13 protein-coding genes are annotated in these 16708 nt (G+C 49.5%); 8 read left to right on the top strand and 5 right to left on the bottom strand.

Going from position 1 to position 16708, the window contains the following annotated elements; all coding sequences use genetic code 11:
• Nucleotides 1-173: 173 nt before the first annotated feature.
• The 5 genes from GJR95_RS35375 to GJR95_RS35355 form a co-directional block, all read right to left on the bottom strand.
• Nucleotides 174-1484 carry a bile acid:sodium symporter family protein gene (locus tag GJR95_RS35375; protein ID WP_162390343.1) on the bottom strand — a complete coding sequence of 437 codons (1311 nt, stop codon included), beginning with the start codon at nucleotides 1482-1484 and terminating at the stop codon, nucleotides 174-176.
• A gap of 57 nt (nucleotides 1485-1541) precedes the next feature.
• Nucleotides 1542-2204, bottom strand: a complete 663-nt coding sequence (locus tag GJR95_RS35370) for an aspartate/glutamate racemase family protein (protein WP_162390342.1) — start codon at nucleotides 2202-2204, stop codon at nucleotides 1542-1544.
• A 97-nt stretch (nucleotides 2205-2301) separates the two neighbouring features.
• On the bottom strand, nucleotides 2302-3633 hold the full coding sequence (locus GJR95_RS35365) for a four-carbon acid sugar kinase family protein (protein ID WP_162390341.1): 1332 nt from the start codon (nucleotides 3631-3633) through the stop codon (nucleotides 2302-2304).
• Nucleotides 3634-3788: 155 nt separating this feature from the next.
• Complete coding sequence (locus tag GJR95_RS35360) at nucleotides 3789-5033, bottom strand: ribulose-bisphosphate carboxylase large subunit family protein (RefSeq protein ID WP_162390340.1); 1245 nt, start codon at nucleotides 5031-5033, stop codon at nucleotides 3789-3791.
• A gap of 113 nt (nucleotides 5034-5146) precedes the next feature.
• Nucleotides 5147-7309: an alpha-L-rhamnosidase-related protein gene (locus GJR95_RS35355; protein ID WP_162390339.1), complete on the bottom strand. Its 2163-nt coding sequence runs from the start codon at nucleotides 7307-7309 to the stop codon at nucleotides 5147-5149.
• Nucleotides 7310-7748: 439 nt separating this feature from the next.
• Between GJR95_RS35355 and GJR95_RS35350 the strand changes: the two genes are divergently transcribed.
• From GJR95_RS35350 to GJR95_RS35315, 8 genes are all read left to right on the top strand, one after another.
• Entirely contained in the window at nucleotides 7749-9173 is a 1425-nt protein-coding gene (locus GJR95_RS35350) for an L-fucose/L-arabinose isomerase family protein (RefSeq protein ID WP_162390338.1), read from the top strand.
• A 46-nt stretch (nucleotides 9174-9219) separates the two neighbouring features.
• On the top strand, nucleotides 9220-10044 hold the full coding sequence (locus GJR95_RS35345; protein WP_162390337.1) for a transketolase: 825 nt from the start codon (nucleotides 9220-9222) through the stop codon (nucleotides 10042-10044).
• Between the two features lie 15 nt (nucleotides 10045-10059).
• Nucleotides 10060-11034 (top strand): transketolase family protein, encoded by a 975-nt coding sequence (locus GJR95_RS35340; protein WP_162390336.1) that lies wholly within the window; start codon nucleotides 10060-10062, stop codon nucleotides 11032-11034.
• A gap of 6 nt (nucleotides 11035-11040) precedes the next feature.
• Entirely contained in the window at nucleotides 11041-12447 is a 1407-nt protein-coding gene (locus GJR95_RS35335) for a DUF1593 domain-containing protein (RefSeq protein WP_162390335.1), read from the top strand.
• A 72-nt stretch (nucleotides 12448-12519) separates the two neighbouring features.
• The gene (locus GJR95_RS35330) at nucleotides 12520-13488 is read left to right on the top strand and encodes a D-ribose ABC transporter substrate-binding protein (protein WP_162390334.1); all 969 of its coding nucleotides are present in this window, start codon (nucleotides 12520-12522) and stop codon (nucleotides 13486-13488) included.
• Nucleotides 13489-13494: 6 nt separating this feature from the next.
• Nucleotides 13495-14124 carry a DUF2291 domain-containing protein gene (locus GJR95_RS35325; RefSeq protein ID WP_162390333.1) on the top strand — a complete coding sequence of 210 codons (630 nt, stop codon included), beginning with the start codon at nucleotides 13495-13497 and terminating at the stop codon, nucleotides 14122-14124.
• A gap of 64 nt (nucleotides 14125-14188) precedes the next feature.
• Complete coding sequence (locus tag GJR95_RS35320) at nucleotides 14189-15694, top strand: sugar ABC transporter ATP-binding protein (RefSeq protein WP_162390332.1); 1506 nt, start codon at nucleotides 14189-14191, stop codon at nucleotides 15692-15694.
• A gap of 13 nt (nucleotides 15695-15707) precedes the next feature.
• The gene (locus tag GJR95_RS35315; protein ID WP_162390331.1) at nucleotides 15708-16688 is read left to right on the top strand and encodes an ABC transporter permease; all 981 of its coding nucleotides are present in this window, start codon (nucleotides 15708-15710) and stop codon (nucleotides 16686-16688) included.
• Nucleotides 16689-16708: the final 20 nt, after the last annotated feature.

Raw genomic sequence — 16708 nt, 5'->3', positions numbered from 1 at the left:
GATTTGACAAACTTAGGGCATTAAGTGAACGTCGGTTTCCACCATTTTCTCTAAAAATTATACAATATTAGCATGGTATAACTTCTTGAAAATTTTGAATTTTTGATGGAGATGTAAAACGCACGTTTGAGTAGTTGAACGAAGTAATCAGAATGAAGTATCCGACGGAAATTTTAGTGAGTCGACGTAGTGACTTGCTCGACGTGCGCGCTGGTGGGTGTATCCGATACCGGTCTTCGGCGCCAGTAATTTGCCAGAATAGAGCCCGAAATGTTCATCCACGGACTGAATACTGCAGCTGGAAGACCAACCGTTCCTAATTTACCCATACTGCCCGCCAGGCCCGACGCCATACCGCCGTTTTGCAGTCCAACCTCAAAGGCAACGGTTCGGGCAGAGTTTTTGTCGAGACCGAACAGGCGACTGAACCAGTAACCAAAAAAATAACCGGCTGCGTTGTGAATCACGGAACTGATAAAGAGCAGAAGACCGACGTTCAGCAGATTGTCGCGACCGGCTGCGGTCGTAACGGCGGTGAAATAGATGATGCCAAACATTGATAAATAAGGCATCAATTTATCCAGTTTAGGATTGCTGGTTGCTGCCTGGTGATAGATGACGCCAACGACTAAAGCGGCCAATAAAAAGCTGAAAATCTCCATAAATTGAAGCAATTCCGGACTTGACAGATGAGTCTCGAAAAAGGCCCACAAACCAAACCCCAGCGCAACCAGCCAGCCTATAGCCAGTCCAGCCAGCAAATAGACCATCCGTCTGCTTGTAGATGAAGCTGTTTTTAAGTAGTCGTGTACCAACGCTGCAAAAATAGGAACAATGACAATTTTGATAATTTCCATCATCATGTTCACAAACTTGATTTCGATGAGCGTTCCGGCCAGTAGCTTGAGCAATAAAGGTGTTAGAAATGGAGCCGCCAGCGTTGCCATGGCCGTTACAACAACCGAAAGGACCAGATTGGCTTTGGCCAGATAAACCATCACGTTGGAGGCCAACCCACTTGAGCAGGAGCCAATCAGGATAATACCAGCCGCTATTTCTGGCTCAAACTTAAATACTTTAGTCAAGAGTAGGCCCATCAGCGGCATCACCGAGAAATGGCAGAAAAGCCCAATCGCTACACCTTTGCCCGTTGTCGCCAACCCTGAAAAATCCCGGATGCTCATCTGAATCCCCATCCCGAACATGACCAGCTGGATAATCAGCAGAATGAGCCATTTATTCCGTAGATCGAACGAACCCCAATGGCTGAAAGCCCCCGGATAAATCATTCCCGCAATCACGGCCACAATGATCCAGGCAGTGTACTGATAGGTTTTCAGTGCAGGAATGGCCTTCATGCCCAGCGCAAAGCTGACCGCAGCAATCACTGCTGCCGGTTGCCAGAGACTGGCATTTTGCAGGAAAAGGCCAGCCAGCAATAGAGCCAGGGCAAGGGCAGAGATGACGAGAGGTATTTTATTCATGGGTTGGTTTTTTTGCCATTCCTACAGCATCGGGATGACAGAAAATACGTCTGAACACTACGAAAACTGTTCGGCCAGGTGTTGGATCGCAATCGTCGGACTCGCCAGAATCGGTACTTTTTTATCGCTGGCATCCAGCGTATCAACAACTCGTGCCATTGATGCCTGCGCCAGAACAATCACATCGACCCGGGTGCTCAGGTCTTTTAAGGCCGTAGCGACCATCGTATCATGCGTGGCTGTGTCGCCCTTCATGAGCGCGTCGAATGCGCCTTCACACAGGACGGATGTGAGCTCGATTTCCTGACCGGCAACCACTGCCCGTCGACGAACTAGATCGCTGGTAGGGCCAAGGGTGGTTGGCAGGGTAGCAATGACACCAATCTTTTTACCGATCTGAACGGCTTTATCGGCCATCGGTTGATCGACCCGCAAAACGGGAACCTGTGTGAGAGCGGCAGCCGCTTCTACCGCAGCACCAATGGAAGAGCAGGTTACCAGAATAAAATCGGCTCCGGCGGCCTCGGCCGAACCGACATAATCGACCACGCGCCGGGCGGTATCGGGCGTAAGTTCTCCGCGCTTGATGACGTTTTTGATCAGACTGTCATCAACAATGTTAAACGTTTGAATGCCCGGCAAATATTCATTGGTCAGTGCCTGAAAAACAGGTACCAACGTAGCTGAGGTATGAATAAGACCTATTGTTTTTGTGCTCATTTTGTCTGTATGGTTTTCAAAATGTTAAGTAATGTTTGGCTGTTATAAGCTCACATGCGGGCATTGTCCTTTCGGAGAATTTGACCGGCAATCGCGCCTAAAACACGTGTCCTTCGAGCAAAATACCGAAGTAGTTTTCGGCACCGACCTGACCGCCTTTAAAGTTTACGTCAATACCATTGATGGGTGATCCGGGGGCCGTTGCTTTACAAAGCGGTGCTCCGGCCACCAGCGGAGCGATCATTTCAACGGCTTCGATGCCCATCGCCCTGGCTGCATAGCTCGATGTGTCACCACCGGCCACTACGACTCGTTTTATCACTGAGCACTGGCCAACAACTTCTCGGGCAATCAATCCCAGCGTAGTACCTAATTTTTGAGAGGATAACAGCTTGTTTTGTTCTGCACTAGTACCGCCCGTATGGATGATGACAGAGCGGCCCTCGCTGATGAACTCAATCGCATTCCGGTTATAATCCGTCATGATCCCGGTACCAGCGTCAATCTGTTGCGCATCGATGATGATTTCGGCAAAGCCATTGGCTGTGGCCCAGGCAATTTGTTTGGCTGTAACGGGCGAACAACTGCCCGATAACACCAATAAGGGTGCTGCTTCACCCGGATCTGGCCAGGCGGTTACGGGCTGTAACGCCCCGATTGTCTCCCAGTATTTTCCAAGTGCCATTTCAATACCCGACGAGCCAACCGAAAACAACGGATTGTGTGGATGCCCATACGAATCGATCAGTTCGCCAATGGGTGCTAACTGATTGTCATAGAGGGCATCGAACAGGATTATGTCCGATCCGTCCTGCAATAAAGACGTAATCGTATTCTGAATATCTTCCTGATTTTTAGTAAGTTGGAGTATGTCCAGCAAGCCAACTTTTTTGGTTGTTTGTCTGGCTAAATGAAGCCGGAGATCGCTCTCATCAGCGGGCGTTACGGGATGTTTGCTCATGGATGGATGCCTGTCGAGTCGAAAAATGGCGCCCTCGCTGCCAATACCCATCCGGGCAAACAGGTTACCAAATACGCAATAACGCCCAAGCGACGGTGCCGCGACGAGTAAGGGAATAAAATTCTTATGAAACACCTCCTGGCCGACATCAATCGCCTTACCGATGCTGCCTATTATAGGTGACGAATCGAAGGTTGAACAAACTTTATAATGGACATGCCGTGTGCCTAGGTTCCGCAATTCCATGAAGGCCGATCGTAAAACGGGTTCCATGGACTCAGGGGGCATGGAGCGGGTCATGCCAGCAACCCCAATTGCACGCAGATCGGAATAGGCCGCCAGCTGTTCAGGTGTTGGTGTTTCTATAAACAAAGCCGTTTTGACCCCTGCCCGGCTTAGGAATTCCAGGGCATCGGTAGAACCCGTAAAATCATCGCCATAATAGGCTAGGAGCAGGGAGGTGTTCATTGACTTGTACTATTGATGTATAGGTTATGGTCTTGTAAATCAGAGATATATGATGTTAGGACTTTCGCTGAGAAGCATGCCACGGTTATCAACTCGTCATCAGTAACCGTGGCACGCTTCTCAGCGAAAGTCCTAGATGCAGCTCATGCATCATTTTAGTTTCCGCCAAATTTTTCAACTGATTTAGCAAACTCTGGATAGACACTAGCTGCCTCCTGAACGCTTAATCCATCGACTGCGGCCTTCCAGGCCTGCTGTAGCGCAGTTACGCCCGCAGCGGGGCCCATTGGATGAGCCAGAATTCCACCACCGGCCATGTACAGTAAATCGGTTGTTCTGGTTCGGCGATACGTTTCGGGAGCCTGACCACCCCACTGCCCCGACGATACTACGGGCAGTATTGAATAACCGCCAAACAGCGGAGTCAGGCAGGCTTCAATGGATTGCACAACGCTATCATCCGACTCCCAGAATTTATTCTGGATGCCGTTTACGTGAATCTGATCGACACCTGCCAGACGCCAGAGTTTTTGATAGGCCGGAAACGCAATGCCTAACAGGGGGTGGCGGGTGAGCATACCCCAGCCATTGCGATGTCCGTGGATGGCCAGCTCGCGTTGGTCGCAGATTTTCTTGGTGGCCGATATCCCGACACTATTCAGGCTGATCATGGCACAGGTTCCGCCCCGGCTAACGATTTTCTCGTACCGGTGCAGCATATCGTCTACTTCACCGCTGATGTTAAAGGCATACATTATTTTTTTGCCCGTTTTGTCAGCGTGTCGATTGATCACGTCCATGACTGCATCGACCCGATCAGCAAAGGGCGAATTGGCCGAAGAGCCGAGCAGTTCATCATCTTTTACGAAGTCGATGCCCGCTTCGGCAAGGGTTTTGACCAGATCGGCGGTTTGCTGGGGACTAAGCCCGATACTCGGTTTCACAATGGTGCCAATCAACGGGCGATCCTGCACGCCGGTGAGCTGCCGACAACCGGCTATACCGAAAGCGGGCCCTGCATACTGACTGGCAAATGAAGGCGGTAGCTCGATATCGAGGAGTTTTAGGCCAGTAAATTGCCGTAGTTCATACAGATTGCCCTGTACTGTGGAAATCAGAACCGGAAGGTTATACCCAAAATTCTCGACGGACCACGATACCCGGATCATGGCCCGGTGGTAATTTTCCGATACGCTAACCGCTCCCGGAATGGCTGGTTCCCGAACCGTTTCTAATCGTTCTACCAATTCGACACGGGCCGCAAACCGGTGTTTGAGCTCTTCTGTTTCACCCGGTACGGCCACGAACGTTCCCGACGATTGCTCTCCCGCCAGTATCGAAGCCGCTGATTCAGGGTTAAATGGTGTTTCTACGTAGTATGTGGCTGTAATCCGTTCCAATGAGATTCTGATAATTAAATAGCACGAAAGTCAAAATTAATGGCAATAATCCCTTATGGGATATGCTATTTTCTCTGGAAATTGTAGGATGTTGTCGTATTTGCCCAGCTGTCTTAAAGCTGATAATTCACCTCGTAGCTTTTGCCTTTTTCTACCGTCATTTCATACAGGCCAGTACTTACCAATCGGATGGTGGCCTGTTTTGATACGGGTTTTGTCCTGCTTTTAAACCGGAGCGTCCCGGTTCCGCCAGCTCCCGTTACTTTAATCTCTTTAGTGCTGCAATAAACGCTGACATCACCATCTGGCGTGGGGACTTTTCCGTCAATCCACTGCAAACCACCCAGTTGTGGCTCAATGGAATACGTTGCATAAGCGGGGGCTGTTGGTTTAACGCCCAGATAATATTTTCCGAGCAGATAAATAGGACTGGCTCCCCAGGCATGGCAAAGGCTTTTGCCAAACTCCCGCCCATACATCGCATAATGTTCGGCTCCTTTTTTGGCGGGGTTATATTCTTCCCAGAACGAGGTAGCGCCCAGATTCAACATACCACCCCAGTAATCCTTTATTTCTTTCGTTACGTAGCTTTGTTCACCCAGTGCGCAAAGGGCTTCGAGTTCGTAGAAACGCATGTAGGGTGTGGTAATTTTGGGTACTTCGGGGTTGAGGAGCACATGCTGTTTGATCGCCTGCTTTTTGGCATCGTCCAGATAATTGAAAAAGATGGCAAACATGTTGGCATAGCGGGTCACGTTCTGAGTCGGCACACCGTCGACCCGGCTATGCACCAGTGCCTGTTTGGTATCACTCCAGTAGTTGGTAAACAGCTTCGTTTTTACATCGGCTGCCAACTGATTGTACGTAGCCGCGTTTGGGGCATCATTCACGATCGTGGCACAGAGCGCCATCGTTTCCAGGCTTCGTGCGAACAATAACTGTTCAAAACTAACTTCCCCTTTTTTACTCAAACCGTCGGCCCAATCGATGAATATCCAGTCGCCTGCCAGCCCTTCCAGCAATCCATTTTTGTTCCTACGCGACAGGCAATAGTTCATCAGACTTTGCATACGCGGATAAAATTGCTGAATAAAGACTTTGTCGCCGGTATATTGGTAGTAATCGTAAATGCCTATGAACCAGTAAAATGTATAGTCCATAATGGTGTTGATGTGGCTCGTGACCGGGTCTTTACCCCGCAAAGCCAGCAATGTCCGCGTCACTGAGGGCGAGTCAAACAGCAGATAATAATTCATCAGGTAGCTCTGGTAAGCATCGCCCGACCAGATCCAGCGGTCACGCTTGATGCCGTCGATAAAAAACTCGCGCGTATTGAGATGCAGCGTATAGGCGGCTACATCGTATATTTTATTGATCTGCTCGTCGGAACACCGGAAGCTTCCCCGATCGGCAACGGGGAGGTATTCGTACAGCATCGAGACCGAATCGATCGAAACACTGCCGTCGAATTGCACATTCACATACCGGAACGCTTTGGTCAACTCCATGATCGAATCGCGCTTCTGGGTCAGATCGATTTCTAGATGATCGGTCGTTTCGCAGGTTGCTGTGGCCAGGGCTTCCTCGCGGGATTCACCGTAATAAATAGTGACCTGGCCTTTACCCGTCAGCCCTTTCAGGTTGATAAAGCCAAACGTTTCCCTGCCAAAGTCAAGCAGCAGCGAGCCTGCCTTTGGTGTTACGTTTACTGCCGATAACTCTTTGGTATTCAGCTTAAATATTGAAGGTGGTTGCTGAGGATCATTGAAGTTCCAGGAGCCAGCTTTGAGCCAGGTCGTACCGGACTGATCCGACGCTTTTCCGGTTTCATCGATCCATTCCTTGTCTTCAAATGTGACTAACCAGGTGCCATCGGAAACCACGTTTTTGCCTCGTACATAAATGGCTGGAACACGGTCCTGGCAAAAGACTTTCAGGCTTACCTTATGCTTTCCGGCAGGTACGGTAATTCGTTTGGGATAACCCGAAAAGGCTTTGCCGTCGATCTTTACATTGAATTTCCCTTCCACAAAAAGATCGACCTCTTCGGGCTGCGCCAGATCAAAATCCTTATGAAAATCGATAAGGTTATAGTGACTGTCCAGCTTCCAGAATGGAGGTAAGAATGTTCCGCGTTCAGTGCGCCGGTTTTGCATGTTATTGCCCAGCCAGATTTCAAAATCACCCGGATACCAGATCCAGGTCGCCTGATTCTGAGCGAAACCAGTTGAGGTGATTAAGACGAATAGGGCAATGAAGGAAAGTACTCTTTTCATGGAAGATATATGATTCAGAGACGAGATGACGAACTATCGACGACGAAGAGTGAGCGGTCGGTCGACCTCAAGATTTCAGCCTGATAAGCGTGTATCTACTTAAGGATGGCAAAAATAAGAATATTTTAGAAAGTAAAAGAAAGTAGTCATTCTCCTTTTAAATAAAAAATAAAATAGGTACTACTTTAGAGCAGGAATAAGCTGGTTTTGAATCTATAATAAGCACATTAACTATATAAAACCACCTTGCCTTTCATAGTGCCGATTGCACTGACTCAGAATGGTAACCTTATAGTACCTAATTAATACCCCGACAATCTTCATTTTATTTCTTTTATTTTCTATTTATTGCTTTTATCTTTGCTCTGGTTACTGTTGCTGCGTAGTACAAGTGCTCACCAGCAGGCCAATTGCTTGATTTATTGCGATTCTCCAGATCATGAGTATAAAATCGACTACCCCTGTAAGTTTAGGCGTCATTATTGGCAACCGCGATTTCTTCCCTGATAAACTAGTTGGCGAATGCCGGACCGATTTGCTGGAGATATTCCAGAAAGTAGGAGTCAAACCCATTATGCTGGATGAGTCGCAGACAAAGCTGGGAGGTGTCGAAACATTTCAGGAAGCTCAGAAATGCGCTGAACTATTCAGAAAACATGCCGACCAGATTATGGGCATTCTGGTGGTTCTGCCCAATTTTGGCGACGAAAGAGGGGTTGCTGAAACATTGAAACTTGCCCGGCTGGATGTGCCCGTATTGATTCAGGCCTACCCCGACGATCTGAACCGGATGGACGTAGCCCGTCGGCGGGATGCCTGGTGTGGGAAAATCTCTGTCTGCAATAACCTGTATCAGTTCGGCATAAAATACTCACTGACAACCAAGCACGTCGTGCACCCGTCGGACCCCAGTTTTGCCACGGACCTGACTAATTTTGTAGCTACCTGCCGGGTCGTGAAAGGAATGCGGAATGTCAGAATCGGAGCGGTTGGCGCTCGGCCCGGTGGATTTAACACCGTCCGGTATAGTGAAAAAATACTCCAGCGGCATGGCATATCGGTCGTTACCGTCGATTTGTCACAGATTCTGGGCAATGCCAATAAGCTGACGAAAGACGACCAGTCGGTAAAAGAACGACTCGAAGCGATCAAAGCCTATACGCCAACGGGCCGTACACCCGACGATAAACTGGTTCAGATTGCCAAACTGGATGTTGTACTGGCTGATTTTATGACCGAACACGCACTGGACGCTACGGCCATTCAGTGCTGGACATCGCTTCAGCAAAATTACGGTTGCAATGTCTGTACAAGCATGAGTATCATGAGCGAGAACATGCTGCCCAGCGCGTGTGAAGTAGACGTAACAGGCACGCTGAGCATGTACGCCATGCAGCTCGCATCGGGCTCACCAAGTGCGCTGGTCGACTGGAACAACAACTACGCCGACGACGAAAACAAGTGCGTTCTGTTCCATTGCGGTAACTGGGCAAAATCGTTTTTGCCGGATATCGAAATCAGCACGGCACCGATTCTGGGTACTACCGTTGGGGAAGAAAATACGTATGGGGCTCTGGCAGGTCGTACACCAGCCTCTCCGCTTACCTTCGGCCGCATCAGTACCGACGATCCCAAAGGAATTATCAAAGCCTATATTGGCGAGGGTGCCCTAACCGACGATGCCCTGAATACATTCGGCAACCGGGCTGTGGCGAAGATCAACAATCTCCAGAATCTTATGCAGTATGTATGCCGGAATGGTTTTGAACACCATGTCGTCATGAATGCGTCCAAAACCGCTGGTATTCTCAAAGAGGCTCTGTCGAATTATATGGGCTGGGAAGTTTATGAGCATCAATCCTGATTCTATCCACACCATCAATTTTTAGTGTTGTTCAACCGCGAAGTCTATGAGCCTACAGGAGTTAGCCCGCAAGTCGGTTACGTATCGAAAAAATATCCTGAAGTACATTGTTGGGGCCAAGGCTGGCCATACGGGGGGGAGCCTGTCCTGTGTCGATATTCTGAATGTACTGTACAATTACGTTCTGAATGTCAGTCCGGAAACGGCTAAATCGCCCAACCGTGACCGCTACATCCAGAGCAAAGGGCATACCGTAGAGGCTCTCTATGTTGTATTGGCAGACAAGGGATTTTTCCCGGAATCGGATCTGGAAACCCTGTGCAAATATCAGTCGCACTACATTGGTCACCCAACCCGAAAAGTAAAGGGAATCGAACAGAACACCGGCTCGCTTGGGCACGGTATGGCGTTGAGCGTAGGAACGGCCCTGGCTGCCAAGCTGGATGAATTGACCTATCGCGTTTTTACGCTCCTTGGCGACGGCGAACTACCTGAAGGCTCCAACTGGGAAGCAGCTTTGTCTGCATCGCATTACAAGCTCGATAACCTGTGTGCTATTGTCGATAAGAACACCCTGCAAATTTCGGGTCCAACGGCCGATGTCTGCAACACCGATCCGCTCGACAAGAAGTTTGAAGCATTTGGTTGGGCGGTTCGTCACGTGAATGGACACGATTTCCAGGAACTTACCGAAGCGTTCGATTCGCTGCCTTTTGAGCCGGGTAAACCCAGCCTGATTATTGCCCATACCATAAAAGGAAAAGGTATCAGTTACATGGAAAATCAGCTGAAATGGCATCACGGCGTGCCAAATCAGGAACAGTACGCGCAGGCATTGACAGAGTTGGAAGAGGCCGGGATGGCATTGTAGAGATTCAATAAACTCATGGCAGAACTAAATACCCTAGTAGCGGATAAGAAAAGTCTGGCAAACTTAGACGTTTTTTCCAGTACACTTCAGGAGTTGGCCAGTACCGATAAGCATATTCTGGCGGTAACCAGCGACTCGCGTGGGTCTGGAAAGCTCGTGCCTTTTGGGCAGAAATACCCGTCACAGATTATTGAGATCGGCATTGCTGAACAAAATCTGGTCGGCGTGGCAGCAGGATTGGCCTCGACCGGTAAAAAAGTGTTTGCCGTTTCGCCCGCCTGTTTCCTGACCGCCCGGTCGTTCGAGCAGATCAAAACGGATGTGGCTTATTCCAACAATCCGGTGAAACTCATTGGTATTAGCGCCGGAGTGAGTTACGGCGCGTTAGGCTCTACGCACCACAGTCTACACGATTTTGCGGCCTTGCGGGCAGTGCATAACCTGATCGTTGTGGCACCCGCCGATAATTTCGAGACGGAGCAGGCCATCCGGCTGGCGGCTCAAACGGACCATCCCATTTATATCCGGTTCGGTAAAAAAGCGATGCCCCTCTTATCGGAAGAAAATCAACAATTTGAATTCGGTAAAGGTCGTATTGTGAACGAGGGCGATGATTTGGTGCTGGTCGCTACGGGCGAAACGGTCTATCCCGCGCTTCAGGCAGCTCGCCAGTTGGAAAACGTACACGGTATCCAGGCAATGGTGATTAGTATGCATACCATTAAGCCGCTGGATTATGCGTTACTGGCTTCGGTAGCGGCCAAAGGCTGCCCCATTCTGACTGTCGAAGAACACAGTGTTTATGGGGGTTTAGGCGAGGCCTGTGCTTCGTTTTTATTGGAAAATGGGTTCCGTAACCGATTCAAAATCATGGGCATACCGGATGAATATACAGTAACCGGGTCGCAGATAGAGATATTCGATCATTATGGGCTCTCGGAAATCGGAATTGCCGATATGGCGCTTAATCTACTCCAAAAGCGCGCTTGATCCGTTATGAAAAGGTCTATCTGCTCCCTCATCCTGCTGGCGCTGGCACTACCAATTTGTCAGGCGCAGGATGTCAGTAAAAAGTTACGGATTCTGATCCTGACCGATATCGAAAATGAGCCGGATGATGCCCAGTCGATGGTTCGTTTTCTGACCTACGTAAATCAATGGGATGTAGAAGGACTCGTGGCAACCACGTCCGTCCACCAGCGTAACCGGGTGGCGCCCGAGCGTATCCGGCGGATTGTGCAGGCTTACGGTAAAGTTCGGACTAACTTACTGCTTCACGAAAAAGGATACCCCGAAGAGGCTTATCTGCTGAGCGTTATCAAATCGTCAATCCCAAAATATGGCATGGACGCCGTTGGACCGGGCAACGATTCCGAAGGTTCAGAACACATCATTTCTATCGTTGATAAAAAAGATGACCGGCCAGTCTGGATACCCGTTTGGGGCGGGGCAAACTGCCTGGCGCAGGCTCTCTGGAAAGTTCGGCAGACCCGTACACCCGACGAGGTCGACAAATTTGTTGCTAAACTTCGTGTCTATACGATTTCTGATCAGGACGATACGGGGCCGTGGCTCCGGAAGACGTTTCCTACTCTATTCTTTATCGTAAGCCCCGGTTTTCATGCGCGCGGTGGTTATCATTATTCGACCTGGCGAGGCATCAGTGGCGATGGCTTTACGCGTGGTTTCGATGGGGCTGATTCCAATCTGGTAAACAATGCCTGGCTGGATGCGAATATTCGTAAAAATCACGGTCCATTGGGGGCCGAACACCCGCATACGGATTTTATTATGGAAGGCGATACGCCCAGTTTTCTCTGGCTGATAAACAATGGCCTGAGTGACCCGGAGCATCCGAATTATGGGAGCTGGGGAGGACGTTATGAGCTCTACACCCCCCGCACCCGGAAATGGTTCATGGAGCCCGAAACCCGACCCATCTGGACCGACGCCGAAGATGAGGTGCAGGGAATTGATGGCGCGTGGCATAACAGCAACAAAGCAACGATCTGGCGATGGCGAAAAGCTTACCAGCATGATTTTGCCGCCCGCATCGACTGGACGATCAAGCCCTATAAAGAAGCCAATCATCCTCCCGTTGCTGTTCTGGGCCATGCCAGTGAACTACAGATAAAGGGTGGGGAAAAGATTTCGCTAAGTGCCGAAGGGTCCAGTGATCCCGACGGGAATTCGTTGGTATATGAGTGGATTTATTACCGTGAACCTGGGACGTTCGAGAGCAATCGCCCGCTCGAGATACAGGATAAACTGAAGAAGAATGCCTTTATCGTAGCACCCAAAGTAACGAAACCTGAAACAATCCATATCGTACTGGCCGTGACTGATGCAGGTATACCCGCCCTGACACGTTACCAGCGTGTTATTGTGACGGTGTTGCCCTGATTTTTTCAGTTCGATCGGGTCGCAAAGTTGAATTGGCAATAAATACGAGTAGTAGTTGTTTCCTAAACCCTCATGCACAACCTATTCACTTACTATAGATTACTTGCATTGCTGCTACTGTTCGGAGGTACGAACAGCTGTACGACCAAATCGGAAACGGGCCAGCCCAAAAAAGTAGCGGTTATTGTGTCTACGCTCAACAATCCGTGGTTTGTGGTGCTGGCCGAAACGGCTGCGGCTCAGGCGAAAGCATTGGGCTATGAGGCAAAGATCTTCGATTCGCAGAACAACACAGCCCTGGAAAACGACCACTTCGAGAATGCCATCGTATCGGGGTTTGATGCCATTCTGCTCAATCCAACCGACTCGGATGGCTCCATCGTGAATGCAATGAAAGCCAAAGAGGAGGGTATTCCGGTGTTTTGTATGGACCGGGAAGTGAACTCGCCCGAGGCTGCGACCTGTCAGATTCTGTCCGACAATTACTCGGGCTGCGTGGCTATCGGTAAATATTTTGTTCAGACATTGGGCAAAAAGGCAAAAACAGCGCCCGTTAACTATGTCGAGATTTTAGGATTGGTTGGCGATAACAACACCTGGAACCGGTCGAAGGGTTTTCATAGTGTGGTGGATCGCTATCCCGGCTTTAAACTGGTCGCTCAGCAAAGTGCTGATTTTGATCGGAATAAGGCGATGGAAGTATTGGAATCAATTCTCCAGGCACACCCCGATATCGATGCGGTCTTCTGTGGAAATGATGCGATGGCGATGGGGGCTTATCAGGCGTTGGTAGCGGCTGGCAAGGCTAAAGAGGTTGGGGTGTTTGGGTTCGATGGGGCCGATGATGTGATGAACTCCATCCGCGATGGCAAGATTAAAGCCACGGGCCTGCAATCGCCCCAGACGATGGCCAGAACGGCTGCACAGTATGCCGACGAATACATCAAGGGCAAGCGGGATTTTGCCAAAAAAGTACCCGTAGCTGTCGAACTGGTCGATCAGGCGAATATCGCTGATTATCAAGATCCTAAAAAGCCCTGAGAAACCATGTCTTCAAGCATCCTTAAAAATCTTGCATTACTGGTTCTGATCGGAGTGGTTGCCTATAACTCTGTTTATGTCAAAAAACTGGATGAGGTAAAGAAGGCAATCAGCTCGAATCTTGGCCAGGCCTTTAACGCAGCCACCTACGCCGAAACGTTCTGGACTAACAAACTGATTCCCGCGACTCAGCAATCCGCAACGGATTTTACCACGCTCATGACTCTGTTGAAAACGGATAAAGAGAAGGCTATGTCCACCTATTCGCATGCGTTGGGAATTGGTAATATTCGCTATTTTCTGGTGAAAGGGGAGGGGACAATAACCGCCATTAGCGACGAAGACATAACGGTTCTATTACCCGATGGTGAGTCCGTAAAACTGACTACTGAATACATTTTTGGTAATGCGGTCCGGGATGCGTCCGGGTTAATCCAGATCACTGAATTCGACAATACGATGGATCTGAACAACGTGTCTGCGGAAATCAACGATATCATTCGCCGGAAGGTGATTCCTGGTTTGAAAAACCGCGCCAAAAAAGAGGATAAAGTCAGCTTTGTGGGTGCAATCGAACTGAACCGGGAGCACCTGCACCTTGATAATCTGGAGGTGATTCCGATCACCGTGAAGTAAACCTGTTCAATTCCTTACGTCGTGTCGCGTTCTTAAAACCCGCCACCGCCCTAGAAACCCGACCATGCTCGTAGCAGAAGATATCACCAAGCGATTTTCGGGCGTAACTGCGCTTGACAAGGTGTGCCTTGAGTTTCAGGCCGGGAAGGTAACCGCTGTAATTGGCGAAAACGGAGCGGGCAAGTCTACGCTGATGAAAATTCTGTCGGGTGTTTACCCGGACTATGAAGGTCAGATCCGGTTCAATGGGCAACCCGTCCGGTTTTCGTCCGTTCGCGATGCGCAGGATTGTGGCATCACGATCATTCACCAGGAGCTTAACCTGATTCCGTATCTGAGTATCACGGAAAACATCTTTCTGGGCCGCGAGATCACCACGCGCTGGGGTACGCTCGATAAGAAAGCCATGCGGCATACGTGTCAGCAGTTACTGGACAAACTGAAGCTAAATCTGGACCCCGACAGGTTGATTGCGGACTTGAAAGTTGGTCAGCAACAGGTCGTAGAAATTGCTAAAGCGTTGCTGGTTGACTCAAAAGTCATCATTATGGATGAGCCAACATCGGCCATCAGCGAAAGCGAAGTGGCAGTCTTATTTGGCATCATCGATGATCTGAGAAGCGAGAATAAAGCCATTGTTTACATCTCCCACAAACTGGATGAGCTGTTTACGATTGCTGATCGCTTTGTTGTGTTGCGGGATGGGAAATCGATCGAATCGGGCGATATGCAAAGTATGGACCACGATACGCTCATTCGTAAAATGGTGGGTCGGGATATTACCAGTATTCGACGGCAACGGAATGAGCGGGGATATAGCCCACTTTTGTCAGTCGAAAACCTATGTCTTACGCATCCAGTCAAGGCGCAGGAAAACCAACTGAAGAATATTTCATTGACAGTTGGCCAGGGTGAAATTGTTGGCATTTTTGGGCTCATGGGTGCCGGTAGAACCGAATTACTGGAAACGCTATTTGGACTTCATCCGAAACGAACGAACGGAACCATTCGCCTGAACGGTGAAGCTATTTACTGCAAAGCACCCATTGATGCGATCAGGGCGGGTATGGCGCTGGTGCCCGAAGATCGCAAAAAAGACGGTCTCGTTCTGGGGCTCGATGTTCAAACCAACATTAGCTTGTCGACCCTCGATTCCATTGAACAGACCGGCTTACTGAATCGGAAAAAAGAGTCGAATCTGGCTAAAAAATACATCGAGGAATTACGCATTAAAACGCCTTCCGAAAAGCAGGCGGCTAAAAATCTGAGTGGTGGCAATCAGCAGAAAATCGTTCTGTCGAAATGGCTGGCAACCCACCCGAAGCTATTGATGCTGGATGAACCCACGCGGGGTATCGACGTCAATGCCAAGAATGAAATTTATAAACTCATTCTTCAACTAGCCGACGAGGGAATGGGAATCATCGTCGTTTCGTCAGAACTGCCCGAAATACTGGCCATTTCAGACCGCGTTCTGGTCATGAGCGAAGGAACCATAACGGCCGAAATGTCGGCAGAGGATGCTGCTGAAGATTCTATACTCAAAGCCGCCATTCCTAAAACCCTTTAAACGCCTAAGTCTTATGCAGGCACAGTTGCAAACTTATCGACCCGTTTTTCTGAAATTTCAGTCGCTCATTGCGCTGTTCATACTTTGCCTGGGTATCAGCCTGATGTCCGACAAATTCCTGACAGTGGCCAATTTCTGGAACGTTCTGCGGCAGATCTCGGTCAATGTCTGTATTTCTACGGGCATGACGCTTGTTGTGCTGACCGCGGGAATCGACTTGTCGGTTGGCTCCATACTGGCTTTGTCGGGGGCCATTACGGCCGGATTACTCCGAAACGGCATTCAACTTCCGTCCGCAAATCTCTACATTGGCTTTACCCTTCTGGGAGCGATGCTGGCCGGATTGCTGACGGGCTCAGGGCTAGGGTGGTTCAATGGCTGGGCTATTACCCGGTTTAAGTTGCCGCCATTTGTGGCAACGCTGGCTATGCTCACCATTGCGCGTGGCCTGACCATGCTCTGGACCGAAGGCTTTCCCATTACCGGTCTGGGTGATTCGTTTACGTACTTAGGTACCGGCTGGTTTCTGGGAATTCCTTTACCCGTCTGGGTATCGGGAATTATCGTTGCGGTGGCGGTACTAATTACTAACAAAACCCGTTTAGGTCGGTATATCTACGCGATTGGCGGTAGCGAAAGTGCTTCCCGGCTATCGGGGGTTAACATCAACCGAATCAAAATTATCGTCTATACCCTTGCGGGTGCACTGGCCGCAGTGGGCGGTTTACTGGTCACCTCCCGGCTCGATTCGGCTCAGCCCAATGCCGGTACCAGCTATGAGCTAGACTCTATTGCGGCTGTCGTTATTGGGGGAACATCCCTGTCTGGTGGGCGTGGCAGCATTTTAGGAACCGTTCAGGGAGCCATTATTATTGGCGTGTTGAATAATGGTTTGGTGCTGCTCAATGTATCGCCGTTTTGGCAGCAAGTCGTAAAAGGCTTCGTTATTCTGCTGGCTGTTATTATCGATAAACGAACGGATAATGAGAAGTAAGCAGGAATAATCCCTTGTCT

The organism is Spirosoma endbachense (assembly GCF_010233585.1).
GTDB lineage: Bacteria > Bacteroidota > Bacteroidia > Cytophagales > Spirosomataceae > Spirosoma > Spirosoma endbachense.
Note: the sequence above shows the minus strand (reverse complement) of the source record. Positions and strands in the feature narration are given on the sequence as shown.